Consider the following 18,051-nt stretch of genomic DNA (forward strand, 5'->3'; position numbering starts at 1 on the left):
TGCAATTGAAATGTCAAGCTATTTATCGCATTTTCAGCATATTTTCGAGGAAATTCCTTAACTTGGGAGGATTGGGACCGCACTGCCACTGCGCGCCACGACGGCACGCCTGATAGATGCCGCTGCGCGCGCTTGATTGACCGGGATTCGCGGTAATGCAGCCTTACCGTTGCCGCTCGCGCTCACTACTTTCAATACATACCCCAGCCGGAATCCGCTGATGAAATTACCTGAGTAATAGCAACTGAAGGCCGCACGCAACGCATCCTGCTCACTGCGCCCGGTCTTGCCGGCGCGCTGATAGCATTCCGCAAGGATTGCGCTTCCCGCACTCAGGTTTCGGCACGGATCAAAGGCGGTCGCCAGCGTCAGTCCGTACTTGGCCAGATTGCGCTTGTTCACCTGCGCCAGGCCCATGCTGAAGTTGTAGCCATTCTTCTCCAGCCACTCCGCAGTGGCCAGCGCCTCGCCGCTATTGCGCGGCTGGCGGTCGAGCCGCCCACCGACCACGCCAATAGCATAGGGATTAAACGAGGACTCGACACGAACAATCCGTTGCATCGTGTCAACATGGACACCCGGCGCACACTGTTGCGCGAGAAACACAAAATCGATCATTCGTCCATTTGCCTGTGTGACACCACTTGTTGTGATCCGCGTCATTCGACCCTACGGACAAACCTCAAATACTCTCCAAATCACTCACAGCAGCAAATTTTTACCTAGCAAGGTTTCTTCATGGGAATTATTTTGCAACAATGTCACAGATAATCATTTAGTGAGTGGGAAATACTTTATTTATCTTATTGTCAACTTACACATGCATACTGTCAACTCATATTGTGTAAAAATGTTGACTTCATGCAACATACCACCTTTTCGACGAGACTCACCTGCGCCCCGTCAAGGAAGCAACAACGCCCTGGGCTGGCGCCATGCCGGGCTACCTTTTACGCGAGCTTTACTGCTTCTATCACTGCGCCAAACACTATTCTACCTAGAAAAAATAGCTGCAAATAAATTTCACCAGAGAATCATTGGACTTGATTTCGCGGGACGACTGATGTGTTGTTTTCAACGCAAACTGATATTGCCATTTAACCAATTTTCTTGTCGGAAATTTTCTGCGGCGCGCGTATGTGCCGTGGTGAGTTCACCCTGCCGCACATGTTGCGCAAGCTGCTCCGCCACCCCGAAAATTTGCCGATCGTTTTTCTGTTTGTCGGCGCAGTGAGCCTGACCAAGCCACATCCCTGCCGAGTTTGTGCGCCCCACGCCAACATCTGGCGCGCTGCTGGCGCAATGCCGCATCAAAATGGCCGGATGCAGGCCGCAGCGGCACCCAAAAGTAAAAAACGCGCCAGCCTCATCGGGTGGCGCGTTTTTTGCTTGGCGCAGCCGGTACTAGTCGACTGCCTTGACCATCGCCTCGATCACCTTCTTGGCATCGCCGAACACCATCATGGTATTGGCCTGGTAAAACAGGTCATTATCCAGGCCCGCATAGCCGGACGCCATCGACCGCTTGTTGACGATGATGCTCTTGGCCTTGTACGCCTCCAGGATCGGCATTCCGGCGATCGGCGACTTGGGATCCTTGGCCGCCGGATTGACCACATCGTTCGCGCCCAGCACCAGCACCACGTCGGCCTGGCCGAATTCGCCGTTGATGTCCTCCATCTCGTACACCTGGTCGTACGGCACCTCGGCTTCGGCCAGCAGCACGTTCATGTGCCCCGGCATGCGCCCCGCCACCGGGTGGATCGCATACTTGACGATCACGCCCTTGTGGGTCAGCTTCTCGACCAGCTCCTTGAGCGAATGCTGGGCGCGCGCCACCGCCAGGCCATAGCCCGGCACGATGATCACGGTTTCGGCATTGCTCATGATGAAAGCCGCATCGTCGGCGGAACCCGACTTGACCGGACGCTGTTCCTGCGCGCCGCCAGTGGCCGCCGCCGCCGGGTCGCCGCCGAAGCCGCCCAGGATCACATTGAAGAACGAGCGGTTCATCGCCTTGCACATGATGTACGACAGGATCGCGCCGGACGAACCGACCAGCGACCCGGCGATGATCAGCATCGAGTTATTCAGCGAAAACCCGATGCCCGCCGCCGCCCAGCCGGAATAGCTGTTCAACATCGACACCACCACCGGCATGTCGGCCCCGCCGATCGGAATGATGATCAGCACGCCCAGGATGAAGGCCAGCACCGCCATGAGGATGAACGGCGTCCATGCCGGTTCCACGCCGGGCGCGAAGCAAAACACCAGGCCGAGCGCGATCAGGGCGATCGCGATCCCCAGGTTGAGCATATGCTGGCCGGGGAAGCTGACCGGCGCGCCCTGGAACAGGCGGAACTTGTATTTGCCCGACAGCTTGCCGAAGGCGATCACGGAACCTGAGAACGTCACCGCGCCCACGAAGGTCCCGATGAACAGCTCCAGGCGGTTCCCGAACGGCAGCGCCACGCCGGCGGTGGTGATCTGGAACACCCACGGTTCGGCCACCACGGCCACCGCGATGCACACTGCCGCCAGGCCGATCAGCGAGTGCATCGCCGCCACCAGTTCCGGCATCTTGGTCATCTCGACTTTTTTGGCCGCATACGCGCCAATCCCGCCGCCCACCACCACGCCCAGCAGCACCAGGCTGAAACCCAAGCCGCCGCTGCCGGCCGCCTGCGCCTGCAGCTTGAAGATCAGCGCCACGGTGGTAAGCGTGGCAATCGCCATGCCGCTCATGCCGAAGGCATTACCGGTGCGCGCCGTGGCCGGCGACGACAAGCCCTTGAGCGCCTGGATGAAGCACACCGACGCGATCAGGTAAAACATCGTTACCAGGTTCATGCTGATATAACTCATGCGTGATCCCCCGCCTTGGCCGCTGCCGCCTTGGGTTCCTTCTTGCGGAACATTTCGAGCATGCGCTGGGTGACCAGGAAGCCGCCGAACACATTGACCGCGGCCAGCGCCACCGCCACCGTGCCGGCCACCTGCCCGACAATCCCGGTAGTGAGGCCGGCAGCGAGCATGGCGCCCACGATGATGATCGCCGAAATGGCATTGGTGACCGCCATCAGCGGCGTGTGCAGTGCCGGGGTGACGGTCCAGACCACGTGGTAACCGACGTAAATCGCCAGTACGAAGATGATGAGATTAATGATGGTGTGACTGACTTCCATGCTGCCTCCTCTAAAGTTGATGTGATGTGGCGGCGCGCGCTAGGTGCGCAGCACCGTGCCGTCGGCGCACACCAGGGTGGCCTTGAGGATCTCGTCTTCGCGGTCGATCACCAGCTGTTCATCCTTGTCGATGACCAGCTTGAGGAAATCGAGCACATTGCGCGCATACAGGGCCGAGGCATCGGCCGCCACCAGGGTCGCCAGGTCAGGCTCGCCGATGATATGCACACCGTATTTGGTGACCGTCTTGTTCAGTTCCGACAGCGGGCAGTTACCGCCCTGCGACACGGCCAGGTCGACGATCACGGAACCGGGCTTCATGGCCTTGACCGTCTCTTCGGAAATGAGCACCGGCGCGGCGCGCCCCGGAATGAGCGCGGTGGTGATGATGATGTCGGCCAGCTTGGCGCGTTCGTGTACCAGTTCGCCCTGGCGCCGCATCCAGTCGGCCGGCATCGAGCGCGCATAGCCGCCCGAACCCTTGGCGATTTCCTTTTCCTCGTCGGTCAGGTAGGGCACGTCGATGAACTTGGCGCCGAGCGACTCGACCTGCTCCTTGACTGGCGGACGCACATCCGACGCCTCGATCACGGCGCCCAGGCGCTTGGCTGTGGCAATCGCCTGCAGGCCTGCCACGCCCACGCCCATGATCAGCACGCGCGCCGCTTTCACGGTGCCGGCCGCGGTCATCAGCATCGGCATGAAGCGCTGGTAGGTATTCGCCGCCATCATCACCGCCTTGTAGCCGGCGATGTTGGCCTGCGAGGACAGCACGTCCATCGACTGCGCGCGCGTAATGCGCGGCACCGCTTCGAGCGCAAAGGCGCGCAGGCGGGCGGCGGCCATGGCGGCGATATTGTCGGCATCGAAAGGATTGAGCATGCCGATCAACACGGCATCCGGTTTCATGAGGGGGCGTTCGGCGGCGTTCGGTGCGCGCACCTTGAGCACCACGTCGCAGCCGAAAGCATCAAGCGCGGTGCCGATGCTGGCGCCGGCCGCCGCATACGCTTCATCGGTGACGGATGCCATCAGGCCGGCGCCCGCCTGGACGACGATCTGGTGCTTGACGGCGAGCTTCTTGACCGTCTCGGGAGTTGCAGCAACACGTGTTTCACCCGACCGCGTTTCGGCCGGTATGCCTATTCTCATGACGCCTCCATAGAATTAATAAACTGCTCACGATAGTACACGCAAACTTCAAAATGGCACGACCATCCGTTTTTTCTAGATGAACTCTTCCACATCCAAACCGGTTGCACTGCGCGCTACGCAAAATCCCGCATTTTCTTGTATCAGATCAATACCGTGTTCCCCGATTCAGGCTTGTGTTCGGTGACGGATCGGCAAGCGATGCTGCATGAAGGTAAAATGACGGCTCATTTTGAAGGACACGCATGCCGCATATCTGGAAACCCTCCGTTACCGTTGCCGCCATCATCGAGCGTGATGGCAAGTTCCTCCTGATTGAAGAAGAGACCAGTGAAGGCATCCGCCTGAACCAGCCGGCGGGCCACCTCGACCCGCTCGAAACGCTGGCCCAGGCGGTGGTGCGCGAAGTGCTGGAAGAGACGGCGCATGACTTCACGCCGCAGGCGCTGGTGGGCGTGTACATGTCGCGCTACGCCTCCAGGCGGCGCGGCACCGACGTGACCTACCTGCGCTTCACCTTTTGCGGCGAGGCCGGCGCCGAACATGACCAGCCGCTCGACGATGGCATCATCCGCACCTTGTGGATGACGCGCGACGAAATGGCGGCCTGCCAGGAGCGCCACCGCAGCCCGCTGATGCTGCAGTGCGTGGACGACTACCTGGCCGGCCGGCGCGCGCCGCTGGACATGCTGCACACCCACGCCTCGGTGTTCGAGGGTGGATTAACCTAAGACGGATGTAATGCAATGACAAACGCAGGGAAAAAGCAGAAAGTCGTGATCGGCATGTCGGGCGGAGTCGACTCCTCGGTCGCGGCGTGGATGCTCAAGGAACAGGGCTACGACGTGGTCGGCCTGTTCATGAAAAACTGGGAAGACGACGACGATTCCGAATACTGCTCCACGCGCCAGGACTGGATCGACGCGGCCAGCGTGGCCGACGTGGTGGGCGTGGACATCGAAGCGGTCAATTTCGCGGCCGAATACAAGGACCGCGTGTTCGCCGACTTCCTGCGCGAGTACCAGGCCGGGCGCACTCCGAATCCGGATGTGCTGTGCAACGCCGAGATCAAGTTCAAGGCCTTCCTCGACCATGCGATGCACCTGGGCGCGGACCTGATCGCGACCGGGCACTATGCGCGTGTGCGCCAGAACGGCGCCAGCTTCGAGCTGCTCAAGGCCTTCGACCATACCAAGGACCAGAGCTACTTCCTGCACCGCCTGAACCAGGCGCAGTTGTCGCGCACCCTGTTCCCGCTGGGCGAAATCCCCAAGACCGAAGTGCGCAAGATCGCCGAAAAGCTGGCGCTGCCCAACGCCGCAAAAAAGGATTCGACCGGCATCTGCTTCATCGGCGAGCGTCCGTTCCGCGATTTCCTGAACCGCTACCTGTCGTACAAGCCGGGCCCGATGAAAACCGACGACGGCACGACGGTGGGCGAGCACGTGGGGCTGTCGTTCTACACGCTGGGCCAGCGCAAGGGTATCGGCGTGGGCGGCATGAAGGCATACAAGAACCCGGACGGCAGCAGCGACGCCTGGTATGTGGCGCGCAAGGATATCGCCACCAACACCCTGTACATCGTGCAGGGACACGACCATCCGTGGCTGTTGTCGAGCGCCCTGCGCGCCGACCAGGCCAGCTGGGTGGCGGGCGCGCCGCCCGCAGCGCGCGCCATGTCGGCCAAGACCCGCTACCGCCAGGCCGACGTGCCGTGCGTGGTCACGCCCGACGCCATGGGCAATTTCAGCTTGAGCTTCAGCGATCCCCAGTGGGCGGTCACGCCGGGGCAGTCGGCGGTGCTGTACGACGGCGACGTGTGCCTCGGTGGCGGCATGATCGATACGTCGACGGCGGCCTGAGTGGGCGCGCACGTCCGGATCTTCAAGTGGTTCTGGGCGGCCCGCGAGCACGAGCAGGAGCTGTGGCTGCGCCGGATGGCGCAGCAAGGCTTGCATCTGGCGGGCGTGAATGTGCTCTCGCTCTGGACGTTCAAGCAGGGCGCGCCGGCCGATGTGGTGTACCGGCTCGATTGCAGCGACAACGTGGACGAACCGGAGCAATACTGGGGACCGTTCGCGGCATTGGGCTGGGAACGCGCGGCCGATGCCGGCGGCTGGAAGTATTTTCGCCAGACCGCCGTCAACGGCAAGGTGCCGGCATTCCCGCCGGACCAGTATTCGAAGCGCGACAATCTCAGGGCCATGCTGTTCCTGCTGGCCGTCATCGGCGGCTGCCTCGGCCTGTCGGCCTGGCTCATGGTCGACTGGGACGAGCTGCGCACGCTGTCGGGAGATTACCTGCAGCTGGCGCTCGCCTTCGGCGCCGTGGCGGCGCTCGTGTACGGGTACGGCGTGTACCGGCTGGTCATGCGCATCCGCCAGTTGCGCTGAACCGGCGTTCGCCGCTTGCTATGCCGCTCATGCCGGCGCCAGCGATGCCGGGTCAATCTGGTCCCAGTCGACGCTGACCGGATTGAAACCCACGACGTAGGTGCTCGCCACGTCGTAGTACCCGTTCTGGAGCCAGTGCCGGGCCGCCTTGGCGTGGAAGGCGCGCGCCTGATCGTGCTCGCCGCGCCGGAAGCACAAGAAGCCCATCAGCCAGTTGGGCTGCGGCTGGTCCGCGTCAAAGCGCAGCGCCTGCGCCAGGTCACGCTCCGCGGCGGCGAAGTCGCCTTGCGCGATGCTGGCCTCGCCCCGGATCCAGTAAGCTTGCGTCAGCGGCTGATCGTTCCAGTGCGAGACCTGGGTAAAATCGATCGACTGTGTCGCCAGCTCGCGCGCCAGTTCCAGCCGGCCCAAGCGCAAGGCGAGGCGCGCGGCGGCGTTGAGGGCTTCGTTCACCAATCCGGTTTGCTCCGGCGGGAACAGCTTGCTCGCTTCCAGGTACAGATCGAACGCCTGGGCGTACGCCTGGCCCGCGCGCATGGCGTCGGCCATGCCCATGGTCGCGGGATAGTAAGCCGGCGCCATGGCCGCCGCCTGCTTGTACCGCACATGGCCCAGCCGGAAGTCAGCGCTTGCCATCGCCGCGCCGGCCGCGTCCATCGCTTGCTCGCAACGCAAGTCGACACCGGCGCGGTAGATGCTCTCGCCAGCGGCCAGGGCGTTGATGATGGCGCGGCTGTCCCAGATGTCTTCTTCCGTGTTGATGCAAGTGTAGGGCTTGAGGAAACGGCTGTCGATCACATGGATCATTTGCTGGTGAGCGTAGCAGCGGTTCGGCAGCGTGGAACCCCACCACTCGAAACCGAGGACGAACATGACGGCGTCCGGGTTCAGGTCGATGTTGTCGGGTTTGAAGTTCCATAAAAACAGCAAGGGCGTGTCGATGCGGGTGGCTGGCAAGTCGAGCATCCACCCCTCGTCGCTGGCGCTGACGAACACGCAATCGCTGGCGAACACGCGCCCGCACACCGAGAAGCTGGCCCAGGCCTTGTCGATCCCCAGCCAGTTGCAATACAGGTTGCCACTGACGGCAAACAAGGCGTCCGTTCCACCGTCGACGCGCACGCTGCCGTCGACGGCAATGCGCAGCGTCCAGTTCTCTTCGAGTTCCAGTGCCGCTTCCATTTCCCTGGCCTGCTCTTGCGAGATGCTGACGTCGCCGCTGATCACAATGAATTCGAGGTCGTCGATATCGCCGTCGGTCAGACCGGTCTCCCCGGCCTCGTAGGCCGCGTCGATCACGGGAAAACGCTCGAAAAATTTATCGACGTTCAGGCGCGGCAAATCGGACCACGCGGTCAGTGCCGGAAATGCGGGAGTCATCGCGTCCTAAGTGGCTTTCTGTTTTCTGATCACGGCGATCACCGTGTTGCGGATGGTGTTAAGCACCGCATCGGCCTTGAACGGCTTGACGATAAACCCGTGCACCCCGCGCGCCACCGCTGCCTGCACGGTGGGCGCGTCGAGCGTGCCGGAGACCATGAAGATCAGGGTCTTCGGAAAATGCGCGCGGATCTGTTCGACGATCTCGCCGCCATCCTCGACCTGTTCCAGCGCCACGCAGACAATCTGCGGGTGATGCTTCTGCACCATCAGATAGCCCTTGGCGCCCGTGTGCGTGTCGCCGAGGACGTTGTAGCCACCCTCGCTCAACACGCTGTTCAACAAGCCCCGCGAAATCGCATTTCCATCGACGATCACTGCTCTTAACATCGCGTCTTTTCCTTTTCGTCAGAACGTCTCGAATGCCAGCATGTTCCAGGTCACGCCCAGGCGCACATCGGTCTTGAGCTGCACCAGCTGGCGCGACAAATACAGGACCTCGCGCTCGGCGCGCAGGCGTTCGCCGACCGGGGTCTTGAGAATGCCGGCGCCGGCCATCACCGCATCGAGGTTGCCGTAGGCGTTGAGCAGCTTGGCCGCAGTCTTCATGCCGACCTTGGACACGCCCGGCACGCCGTCGGTCACGTCGCCCATCAGCGCCAGCAAATCGACCAGCAGCTCGGGCGCGACGCCGAATTTCTTGCGCACCCAGGCGTCATCGTGCCACTCGCCCTTGAAATGGTCCCACACCAGCGCCCCTTGCGCAATCAGGCCGTGCAAGTCCTTGTCGGTGCTGGCCACGATGGCGTCGCCGCGCCCTTCGGCCAGCCAGCGCAGCACCCCGGTGCCGATCACGTCATCGGCTTCGACCCCGGGCAGCGTTAGCACGTGCAGGCCTTCCCCCGCCAGCTTCGCATGAAACCCGGGAAGCGCGTCGCGCAGGAAGGTTGGCATCGGCGCGCGCTGCTCGCGGTAGCGCGGATACAGCGCGTGGCGCCACGTGGGCCCGCCAAAGTCGAACGCCGCCAGCACGTGGGTCGGCGCGTGCGTGGCCAGCAGCTTGCGGAACGACGAGAGCGCGTGGCGCAGCGCGATATCGGCCTTCTCGGCCGAATCGGGCTCCGGACTGGCCTCGTACACGCGCCGTACGATATTGAGCCCGTCGATCGCAAGCAGCTTGCCCACGGCCTTACCTGAGCAGTTCGTACAGGCCGCCGCGCTCCAGCGCGCGCTGGTAGGCGGCACGCGCATGGATGCGGTTCAAGAAGTCCATCAGCTTGGGGTACCTGTCGCCCAGGCCACCGCGTGCGGCCGCCGCCTCCAGCACGAAGCTGATCTGGATATCGGCGCCGCTGAACTCCGGGCCGGCGAACCAGCTTGACTTGGCCAGTTCGCCTTCAAGGTAGGCCAGGTGCTGCGCGATCTGCGGCAGGATGAAGGTGCTCCTGACCTTTTGCGCGATACCGCGCGCAATCGGCTTGGCGAAGAACGGCATCGGGCTCTTTTCAACGCGGTCGAACACGAGCTTCATCAGCAGTGGCGTCATGGCCGACCCTTCGGCGTAGTGCATGAAGTAGGTGTAGCGCAGCTTGTCCGGGGTACCGGCGGCGGGCACGAATTTGCCGTTGCCATGGCGTTCGAGCAGGTATTCGATGATGGCGCCCGATTCGGCCACCGTGTTCGCGCCATCGGTAATCACCGGCGACTTTCCCAGCGGGTGCACCGCGCGCAACTCGGGCGGGGCCAGCATGGTCTTGGCATCGCGCTGGTACTTCTTGATCTCGTACTCCAGTCCCAATTCTTCCAGCAGCCACAAAATACGCTGGGAGCGCGAATTATTCAAATGGTGGACAATGATCATCGGGTTCTTTCGCCGGTATGGAATCGGCGCTAGCTTAGCATTGTTGCTGCCTATTGACCATGGAGTCACCAATGAGTTTCGCCGCGCCGCGCTATCTGCCGTTCCTGATCTCGCTGATCGTCTTTGCCTGGTCGGGCGCCCTCGCGCTGCGCGGCGAAGGCCCCGGATGGTGGCTGGTGGTCCTGAGCGGGGCCCTGGGTGCGGTCGGCATCGCCGACCTGTCCCAGACCCGGCGCGCGCTGCGCCGCAACTACCCGATCCTGGCGCACTTCCGCTTTTTCTTCGAATCGATCCGGCCCGAGATCCGCCAGTACTTCCTCGAAGACGATACCGACGCCAAGCCGTTCTCGCGCAACCAGCGCAGCATCGTCTACCAGCGCGCCAAGATGGAAACCGACAAGCGCCCTTTCGGCACCCAGCTCGATGTCTACCAGCCGGGCTACGAGTGGATCAACCACTCCATGGCGCCGGCGCCCATGGGCGACTATAACTTTCGCATCGAGATCGGCAACCACCCGTCGTGCCCGCGCGCGCAGCCTTATAGCGCCAGCGTCTTCAATATCTCCGCGATGAGTTTCGGTTCGCTCTCGGCCAACGCCATCCTGGCGCTCAACGGCGGCGCGCGGCTGGGGGGCTTCATGCACGACACCGGCGAGGGCAGCATCAGCCGCTATCACCGCCAGAACGGCGGCGACCTGGTATGGGAGATCGGCTCCGGCTACTTCGGCTGCCGCAACCCGGACGGCAGCTTCTCGGAAGCGAACTTCGTCGCCAACGCCATTCAGCCGCAGGTGAAGATGATCGAACTCAAAATGTCGCAGGGCGCCAAGCCGGGCCAGGGCGGCATTCTGCCGGGCGCCAAGGTGACCATCGAAATCGCCGCCGCGCGCGGCGTCACGGTGGGCGTGGATTGCCTGTCGCCGGCCAGCCATTCGGCCTTCTCGACGCCGATCGAGATGCTGCACTTTATCGAGCGCCTGCGCACGCTCTCGGGCGGCAAGCCGACCGGCTTCAAGCTGGCCATCGGCCACCCGTGGGAATTTTTCGGCATCGTCAAGGCCATGCTGGCGACCGGCATCCTGCCCGACTTTATCGTGGTCGACGGCGGCGAAGGCGGCACCGGCGCCGCGCCCGTCGAATTTTCGGACCACGTCGGCACGCCGCTGCAGGAAGCGCTGCTGCTGGTGCATAACACGCTGGTCGGCGCACGCCTGCGCGAGAAGATCAAGATCGGCGCCTCGGGCAAGATCATCACCGCGTTCGACATCGCGCGCACCATCGCGCTGGGCGCCGACTGGTGCAATTCGGCGCGCGGCTTCATGTTCGCGCTGGGCTGCGTGCAGTCGCAAAGCTGCCACACCGACCGCTGTCCGACCGGCGTGGCGACCCAGGACGAGCAGCGCCAGAAGGCGCTCGACGTGCCCGACAAGACCGCGCGCGTGGCCAACTTCCACCAGAATACGATGAAGGCGCTGGCGCAGCTGATCGCCGCCGCCGGGCTGACCCACCCCAACCAGCTCAACCCGCATCACCTGGTGCGGCGCGTCTCGCCGAACCAGGTCAAGCAAGTCTCGACCCTGCTGCCTTACCTGAGCGAAGGCGAACTGCTCGACCCGGACCAGCTCGAACGCCTGCCGCCGGTCTTCGGGCTGTACTGGCCGATTGCGCAGGCCGAATCGTTTCATCCCCTGTCTTGAAGGATGGAGCGCTTGTCCGCGCGGGAAGCGCACGGCGGCGAGCATACACGGATTATCCGGCTGAAAAAGCGCGGTTTGTCACAACGGCACTGAATTTTCCATTCGCCGCAAATGTCGCCGCATGCGGATTGCATACGTGTGTTTGATTAGGTACTATCAAGCAATATTGCAATAAAGATCGCATTGACGATCAGTTCACCCTGGAGACATGAATGCCGCGCCAAAGCACCATCCGCCTGTCCGCCCTATCCCTGTTACTCCTTTCCGTGCCGCCGCTGGCCTCCGCCCAGACCGCGCCGATGGCGCCCGACATCGCCGCCACCGCGTTTGTCCAGCCCGATAACGGCGCCGATTACGTCAAGCGCATCGTGATGATTCAGATGCGCGACGGCGTCAAGCTGCACACCGTGATCGTGATCCCCAAGGCTGCCGCACGGGCGCCGCTGGTCCTCTCGCGCACGCCGTACAACGCGGCCAAGCGCACCGAGCGCAATGTCAGCCCGCACATGGCGTCGATGCTCTCCGAGGGCGACGACGGCTACGTCGCCAACGGCTACATCCGGGTGTACCAGGATGTGCGCGGCAAATACGGCTCGGAAGGCGACTACGTGATGACGCGCCCCCTGCGCGGCCCGCTCAACGACAGCGCGGTCGACCATGCGACCGACGCCTGGGACACGATCGACTGGCTGGTCAGGAATATCCCGGAAAGCAATGGCAAGGTCGGCATGGTCGGCTCGTCGTACGAAGGCTTCACGGTGCTCATGGCGCTGACCGATCCGCATCCGGCGCTCAAGGCCGCGGTGCCGATGAGCGCCATGGTCGATGGCTGGCGCGGCGACGACTGGTTCCACAACGGCGCCTTCCGCGTCACCAACCTGTCCTACATCGCCGGCCAGACGGCCACGCGCGGCAATGGGCCCGGCCTGGCCACGGGCGTCTACGACGACTACGAATACGCGCTGCGCGCCGGTTCCGCGTCCGACTACGCCAAACGCTTCGGCGTCGACCAGCTCACCTTCACCAAGAAACTCTTCGAGCACCCGGCCTACGACAGCTTCTGGCAGCACCAGGCGCTCGACCGCATCCTCGGCGCGCGCCCGCTCAAGGTGCCGACCATGCACGTGGTGGGGCGCTGGGACCAGGAAGATATCTACGGCCCGTACGCCGCCTACGCCGCCGCCGAAAAGCTCGACACAACCAACAGCATGAACCACCTGGTGGTCGGCCCGTGGCGCCACAGCGGCGTCAATTACGACGGCTCGAACCTGGGCGCGATCCGCTTCACCGGCGACACCGCCGCCGAATTCCGGCGCGAAGTGATGCTGCCTTTCTTTAACCAGTACCTGCGCGACGACGCCACTAGGGCCGACACGGCGCCGGTGCTGTCGTACCGCACCGGCACCAACAAATGGCAGCGCCTGGACAAGTGGCCGCTCACCGAGGCCATGAAACCGGTCTACCTGAAAGCCGGCGCGCGCCTGGACTTCGACAAGCCGGCCGCCGCTGCCAGCCTTGGCGCGGCCCAGGCCGACGACTACGTCTCCGATCCGGCCAAGCCGGTGCCCTTCATTGCGCGTCCGGTGCGCATGCACGATGGCGCGGTCTGGAAGCCATGGCTGGCCAGCGACCAGCGCTCGTTCTCGGACCGCCCCGACGTGCTCACCTACGTGTCGGACAAGCTCGATGCGCCGCTGCAGATTTCCGGCCAGCCGATGGTCAACCTGTTCGCCGCCACCACCGGCAGCGACGCCGACTGGGTCGTGAAACTGATCGACGTGTATCCGGACGAAGTGGCCTCGCAGCCGGAACTGGGCGGCTACCAGCTGGGCATTGCGATGGATATCTTCCGTGGCCGCTACCGCACGGGCCTGGACAAGCCGGCGGCGATCGCGCCCAACAAGGTGGAACGCTACCGCTTCGCCCTGCCCAACGCCGACCACGTGTTCCTCAAGGGGCACCGGATCATGGTGCAGGTGCAATCGAGCTGGTTCCCGCTGTACGACCGCAATCCGCAAACCTTCGTGCCGAATATTTTCTTCGCCAAACCGGGCGACTACCGCAAGGCCACGCACAAGGTGTTCCACGCGCCGGGCATGGAAAGCGCGGTCGAACTGCCGGTGGTGCCGGCGGCGAAGTAAAACTGGCCGCGGGCACGGGCTCTTGCGGGACAGCCTATAATCGTGCACAGGCAAGTTCCTTCGGCTTGCATTGTTTCTGAATAGGGGTCTCGTGCGAAATCGATCCGGCTTGGTGTTGGCACTTCTCTGTTTCTGCCTGAGCGCGTGCTCGCTGGTCAGGCTCAAGGAAGCATCGAAGAACTTTTATTCGTCCACGGTGCTGGCCGGCGACATCTCCAGCGCCGTTGCGTGGGACAAGCCGGTGGTGGTCGCCGCCTACACGCGGCGCAATGGCCAGATCGAGATCGCGCACTACACCATGCTGCATGAAGCCGGCGGCTACGAACTGATTGTGCAAAAGGGCGACTACGCCCTGTTTGCATTCGGCGACGCCAACGGCAACCTGACCCTGGACGCCGGCGAACCGGTCGGCGAATACGGCGTGGCGCCGGTGCGCGCCAGCGGCACCGGCTCGCTGGTCAATCTCGATCTGGTGATGTCCGACAAGGCGCAAAGCGCCATCCCGATTGGCACGGCGGTAGGCACGGCGGTAGGCACGGCGGTAGGCACGGCGGTCGGCACGGCGGTCGGCGCACGGCGGTCGGCGCACGGCCGTCCGGCAAAGCGCACAGTACCCAGGTCGGCGCCATCGCCACGCTCGACCATCCCTTGTTTTCGGCCGATGCCGGGCGCCGCGGCTACTGGGCGCCGGTCGATTTTTTCAAGGAAGTGGGCGGCAATATCTACTTCCTGGAAGAGTACGATCCGCGCAAGACGCCGGTGCTGTTCGTGCACGGCGCGGCCGGCTCGCCACAGGACTGGGCCTACTTCCTCCAGCACCTGGACCGCAGCCGCTACCAGCCATGGATTTTCTATTACCCGTCCGGCTCCTCGCTCGATTCCATGTCCTACCTGCTGTACTGGAAACTCGGCAATCTGCAGAGGCGCTACCATTTCGACCGGCTCTACCTGACCGCGCACAGCATGGGCAGCCTGGTGGTGCGCTCGTTCCTGGCCAATTATGGCGACCAGTTCCCGGGCGCGAAACTGTTCATCACCTTGTCGGCGCCGTGGGGCGGCGACGCGCTGGCCGACCAGGGCGTCGCGTACTCTCCCGCCGTCATCCCGTCGTGGAACGATGTGCGGGCTGGCGGGCGCTTCGTGCAAACGCTGTTTCAAAAACCGCTTCCGCGCGAGATCGATTATTACCTGTTCTTCGGCCACGGCGGACGTTACAGCATGCTGCGCCCTGCCAGCAGTGACGGCGTCATCACCCTGGCCAGCCAGTTGCGGGCGGACGCGCAATCGGAAGCGCGGCGCGTGTTCGGCTACGACGAAGACCATGTCGGCATCCTGTCGTCGCCGCAGGTGTTCGCGCAGTACGCGGCACTGCTCAAGGAGGCCGACCAGCGCGGGAGCGATGAGCATGCGGCGGGCAAGGGCAATCTGCGGGTGGCGTTCTCGTACGCGCGGCCGGACGAGACATCGGCCTCGACGCCGGTGCTGGTACTGACACCGCTCGATGCGGCGCGCGAGCGGATCGTGTGGCCGCTCAACGCGCTCGACAGCGGGCGCGAACTGGGCCCTTTCCCGCCCGGCACCTACAACGTGGGCCTGGTGACGCGCGCATTCAAGACCACGCCGGCCAGCACGCAGGTGACCATCGGCCCCGGCGGCATCCCCGACCTGGCCTTCCAGCTCACGCCGCAGGGCATCCTGTCCGGCTACATCGGCGCCGACGTCACGCCGGCCGACAACCCGGCCGGCAGCTTCCGCGCAGGCCGGCGCGACATCGAGATCGAGTCGATCGTACTTGCCAACGGCAGCGACCGGCGCGAGATCACGCCGAGCGCCGACACCAGGGACCGCACCCTCGAAGCCAACATGGCAGGCCAGGATTACATGTTCAAATCGTTTTTTTCGTTTGTCGGCTTGAACGAAGGCAGGTATGAATTGACGATCAAGGTAAGGGGTTACCCGCCGTACCGGCATACCTACGATGTGGTGCCGGGAAAATATGGCTATGTGACGCCGATCGATTTGAGTGCACCGGACTAAACGTCCAGGCGCGAAGAACCCGGCGGCGGGTCGCGCCGGCCAATGCGCGGAAGCACTGAGGGAAGCCGGTTTACTTCAGGTGAAGCTGGATCACCCGCCGTGATGGCGGCGCGCCCGCATCGATGCGCGGCGCCGCCGGCCCATCCTCGCACGTTCCGCAGCTGCTGCACCCGCTGCCGCAGCCGGCGGACGCTTTCTTCTTGCCGAACAGCTTGGCCCGCAAGGTGGCAGGCAGGTATTTCGACGCCGCATACCATGCGGCCACGGCGACGATCAATGCAACGATCAGGTTCTCCAGCATATCAGGCTCCCATCGCGATCGCGGCGCGGTAAGTGATGAACGAGGCGGCATACGCCAGCGCGAACATATAGCCGGCCATGATGAAGGCGTAACGCACGCTGCCCGTTTCGCGCCGCACCACCGACAGGGTGGCGATGCACTGCGGCGCGAACACATACCAGGCCAGCAGCGACAGCGCGGTCGGCAGCGACCACGATTGCGAAATGATGGGCGCGAGCGTGGTGGCCAGTTCGTCGCCGGTCTGCGACAGCGCATACACGGTGCCCAGTGCGCCCACGGCCACTTCGCGCGCGGCCATGCCCGGCACCAGCGCGATGCAGATTTGCCAGCCGAAGCCGATCGGCTCGAACAGCACGGCCAGCGCGCGGCCCAGCATGCCGGCGATGCTGTAATAGATCGGCGGCTGGGTGGCGCCTTCCGGCGCGCCGGGGAAGCTCGACAGGAACCACAGCAGCACCATCAACGCCAGGATCACGGTGCCGACGCGGACCAGGAAGATCTTGGCGCGCTCCCACAGGCCCAGCGCCAGGTTGCGCAGGTGCGGCCAGTGGTAGCTGGGCAGTTCCAGCATCAGCGGCTGGTGGCTGTTGGCGCCCATGAAGCGCTTGATCACCCAGGCCACCGCCATGGCGCTGAAGATGCCGGCAAAGTACAGGATGAACAGCACCAGCCCCTGCAGATTGATCCACCCGCCGCCCACGTCGCGGTTGGGAATGAAGGCGGCGATGATCAGCGCATACACCGGCAGGCGCGCGGAACACGTCATCAAAGGCGCGATCATGATCGTCACCAGGCGGTCGCGCGGATTCTGGATGGTGCGCGCGGCCATCACGCCCGGAATGGCGCAGGCAAAGCTCGACAGCAGCGGAATGAAGGCGCGTCCCGACAACCCGACGCCGCCCATGACGCGGTCGAGCAGGAAGGCGGCGCGCGGCAGGTAGCCGCAGTCTTCCAGCACCAGGATGAAAAAGAACAGGATCAGGATCTGCGGCAGGAATACCAGCACGCTGCCGACGCCGCCGAGGATGCCCTCGACCAGCAGGCTGCGCAGCAAGCCCTCGCTCATCATGCCGCCGACCCAGGCGCCGACCGCTTCGACCCCGCCGCTGATCATTTCCATCGGCACCGCGGCCCAGCTGAACACCGCCTGGAACACCAGGAACATCAGCACCGCCAGCAGGATCGGGCCGAACACGGGATGCAGCACCACGTCGTCGATTTTTTCGGACAGGTTGCCGGTATCGTTGGCGTAGCTCACGCACGCCTCCAATATGCGGCGCACTTCGCGCTGGGTTTCTTCGACCGGCACGGCATCGATGGCCGACAGCGGCGCGGCCTTCACGGTAGCCGCGTGCGGCATCAGGTCGAGCGCCTTGAGCAGCGCAATTTCGCCGCCGCTCTGCACGGCCACGGTTTCGACCACGGGCATGCCCAGTTCGCGCGCCAGCTTGGCGCTGTCGATCTTGATGCCGCGCTTGTTGGCCACGTCGACCATGTTCAGCGCCAGCACCATCGGCAAGCCGAGGCGCTTGATTTCGAGGACCAGGCGCAGGTTCAGGCGCAGGTTGGTGGCATTGACCACGCAGACGACGGCGTCGGGCGCCGGTTCGCCCGCACGCAGGCCGCCGACCACGTCGCGCGTGATGGCTTCGTCGGGGGTGGTGGCCGCCAGGCTGTACGCGCCCGGCAAGTCCAGTACTTTATAGGCGCGCCCCATGGGCGAAGTGAAACTGCCCTCCTTGCGCTCGATGGTCACGCCGGCGTAATTGGCGACCTTCTGGCGCGCGCCGGTGAGGCGGTTGAACAGGGCAGTCTTGCCGCAGTTCGGATTGCCCAACAGCGCAATGAGCGGCGTGCGCGTCACTGCCTGGACTTGTGGTTCTACAGCACCCATTGTCGTTTCC

17 protein-coding genes are annotated in these 18,051 nt (G+C 63.8%); 6 read left to right on the forward strand and 11 right to left on the reverse strand.

Annotation, left to right across the window (positions count from 1 at the left end):
* Nucleotides 1-57 precede the first annotated feature (57 nt).
* The 4 genes from PO883_RS10730 to PO883_RS10745 all read right to left on the reverse strand — a co-directional run bounded on the left by PO883_RS10730 (nt 58) and on the right by PO883_RS10745 (nt 4,337).
* On the reverse strand, nt 58-618 hold the full coding sequence (locus PO883_RS10730) for a lytic transglycosylase domain-containing protein (protein WP_289309750.1): 561 nt from the start codon (nt 616-618) through the stop codon (nt 58-60).
* A gap of 786 nt (nt 619-1,404) precedes the next feature.
* Complete coding sequence (locus tag PO883_RS10735; protein WP_289309751.1) at nt 1,405-2,865, reverse strand: NAD(P)(+) transhydrogenase (Re/Si-specific) subunit beta; 1,461 nt, start codon at nt 2,863-2,865, stop codon at nt 1,405-1,407.
* Complete coding sequence (locus PO883_RS10740) at nt 2,862-3,185, reverse strand: proton-translocating transhydrogenase family protein (protein WP_289309752.1); 324 nt, start codon at nt 3,183-3,185, stop codon at nt 2,862-2,864. The genes PO883_RS10735 and PO883_RS10740 overlap by 4 nt, the downstream gene beginning before the upstream one ends.
* 39 nt (nt 3,186-3,224) lie before the next feature.
* The gene (locus tag PO883_RS10745; protein WP_289309753.1) at nt 3,225-4,337 is read right to left on the reverse strand and encodes a Re/Si-specific NAD(P)(+) transhydrogenase subunit alpha; all 1,113 of its coding nucleotides are present in this window, start codon (nt 4,335-4,337) and stop codon (nt 3,225-3,227) included.
* Nucleotides 4,338-4,582: 245 nt separating this feature from the next.
* On the opposite strand from PO883_RS10745, the gene PO883_RS10750 reads away from it, so the two are divergent.
* Genes PO883_RS10750 through PO883_RS10760 form a run of 3 tightly spaced genes read left to right on the forward strand, consistent with a single transcriptional unit; the run spans nt 4,583 to nt 6,730 of the window.
* Entirely contained in the window at nt 4,583-5,068 is a 486-nt protein-coding gene (locus tag PO883_RS10750) for an NUDIX hydrolase (protein ID WP_289309754.1), read from the forward strand.
* A gap of 15 nt (nt 5,069-5,083) precedes the next feature.
* Nucleotides 5,084-6,199 (forward strand): tRNA 2-thiouridine(34) synthase MnmA, encoded by a 1,116-nt coding sequence (gene mnmA / locus PO883_RS10755; RefSeq protein WP_289309755.1) that lies wholly within the window; start codon nt 5,084-5,086, stop codon nt 6,197-6,199.
* Nucleotides 6,200-6,730 carry a DUF2812 domain-containing protein gene (locus PO883_RS10760; protein ID WP_289309756.1) on the forward strand — a complete coding sequence of 177 codons (531 nt, stop codon included), beginning with the start codon at nt 6,200-6,202 and terminating at the stop codon, nt 6,728-6,730.
* A 27-nt stretch (nt 6,731-6,757) separates the two neighbouring features.
* Here the strand turns inward: PO883_RS10760 and PO883_RS10765 are convergent, their stop codons facing one another.
* The 4 genes from PO883_RS10765 to PO883_RS10780 are packed head-to-tail and all read right to left on the reverse strand — an operon-like array spanning nt 6,758 to nt 9,971.
* The gene (locus PO883_RS10765) at nt 6,758-8,110 is read right to left on the reverse strand and encodes a tetratricopeptide repeat protein (RefSeq protein WP_289309757.1); all 1,353 of its coding nucleotides are present in this window, start codon (nt 8,108-8,110) and stop codon (nt 6,758-6,760) included.
* Between the two features lie 6 nt (nt 8,111-8,116).
* Entirely contained in the window at nt 8,117-8,500 is a 384-nt protein-coding gene (locus tag PO883_RS10770; RefSeq protein ID WP_167090379.1) for an ANTAR domain-containing response regulator, read from the reverse strand.
* 18 nt (nt 8,501-8,518) lie between these two features.
* Complete coding sequence (locus PO883_RS10775) at nt 8,519-9,295, reverse strand: 5'-3' exonuclease H3TH domain-containing protein (protein WP_167090381.1); 777 nt, start codon at nt 9,293-9,295, stop codon at nt 8,519-8,521.
* A gap of 4 nt (nt 9,296-9,299) precedes the next feature.
* Nucleotides 9,300-9,971 (reverse strand): glutathione S-transferase, encoded by a 672-nt coding sequence (locus tag PO883_RS10780; RefSeq protein WP_289309758.1) that lies wholly within the window; start codon nt 9,969-9,971, stop codon nt 9,300-9,302.
* Between the two features lie 71 nt (nt 9,972-10,042).
* Between PO883_RS10780 and PO883_RS10785 the strand changes: the two genes are divergently transcribed.
* Together PO883_RS10785 and PO883_RS10790 are read left to right on the forward strand one after the other, a co-directional pair.
* Nucleotides 10,043-11,668, forward strand: coding sequence for an FMN-binding glutamate synthase family protein (locus PO883_RS10785; protein ID WP_167090385.1), 1,626 nt, complete (start codon nt 10,043-10,045; stop codon nt 11,666-11,668).
* A gap of 212 nt (nt 11,669-11,880) precedes the next feature.
* Nucleotides 11,881-13,809 (forward strand): CocE/NonD family hydrolase, encoded by a 1,929-nt coding sequence (locus PO883_RS10790; protein WP_289309759.1) that lies wholly within the window; start codon nt 11,881-11,883, stop codon nt 13,807-13,809.
* Between the two features lie 345 nt (nt 13,810-14,154).
* Here PO883_RS10790 and PO883_RS10795 read toward each other — a convergent pair whose 3' ends face one another.
* A complete protein-coding gene (locus PO883_RS10795) occupies nt 14,155-14,454 on the reverse strand; it encodes a hypothetical protein (RefSeq protein ID WP_289309760.1) in 300 nt (99 codons plus the stop codon).
* 3 nt (nt 14,455-14,457) lie between these two features.
* On the opposite strand from PO883_RS10795, the gene PO883_RS10800 reads away from it, so the two are divergent.
* Nucleotides 14,458-15,846 (forward strand): alpha/beta hydrolase, encoded by a 1,389-nt coding sequence (locus PO883_RS10800; RefSeq protein WP_289309761.1) that lies wholly within the window; start codon nt 14,458-14,460, stop codon nt 15,844-15,846.
* A 70-nt stretch (nt 15,847-15,916) separates the two neighbouring features.
* Here the strand turns inward: PO883_RS10800 and PO883_RS10805 are convergent, their stop codons facing one another.
* Nucleotides 15,917-16,147, reverse strand: coding sequence for a hypothetical protein (locus PO883_RS10805; RefSeq protein WP_289309762.1), 231 nt, complete (start codon nt 16,145-16,147; stop codon nt 15,917-15,919).
* Between the two features lies 1 nt (nt 16,148).
* Nucleotides 16,149-18,041: a ferrous iron transporter B gene (locus tag PO883_RS10810; protein ID WP_289309763.1), complete on the reverse strand. Its 1,893-nt coding sequence runs from the start codon at nt 18,039-18,041 to the stop codon at nt 16,149-16,151.
* Nucleotides 18,042-18,051 lie beyond the last annotated feature (10 nt).

Source organism: Massilia sp. DJPM01 (genome assembly GCF_030348125.1).
GTDB lineage: Bacteria > Pseudomonadota > Gammaproteobacteria > Burkholderiales > Burkholderiaceae_D > Telluria_A > Telluria_A frigida.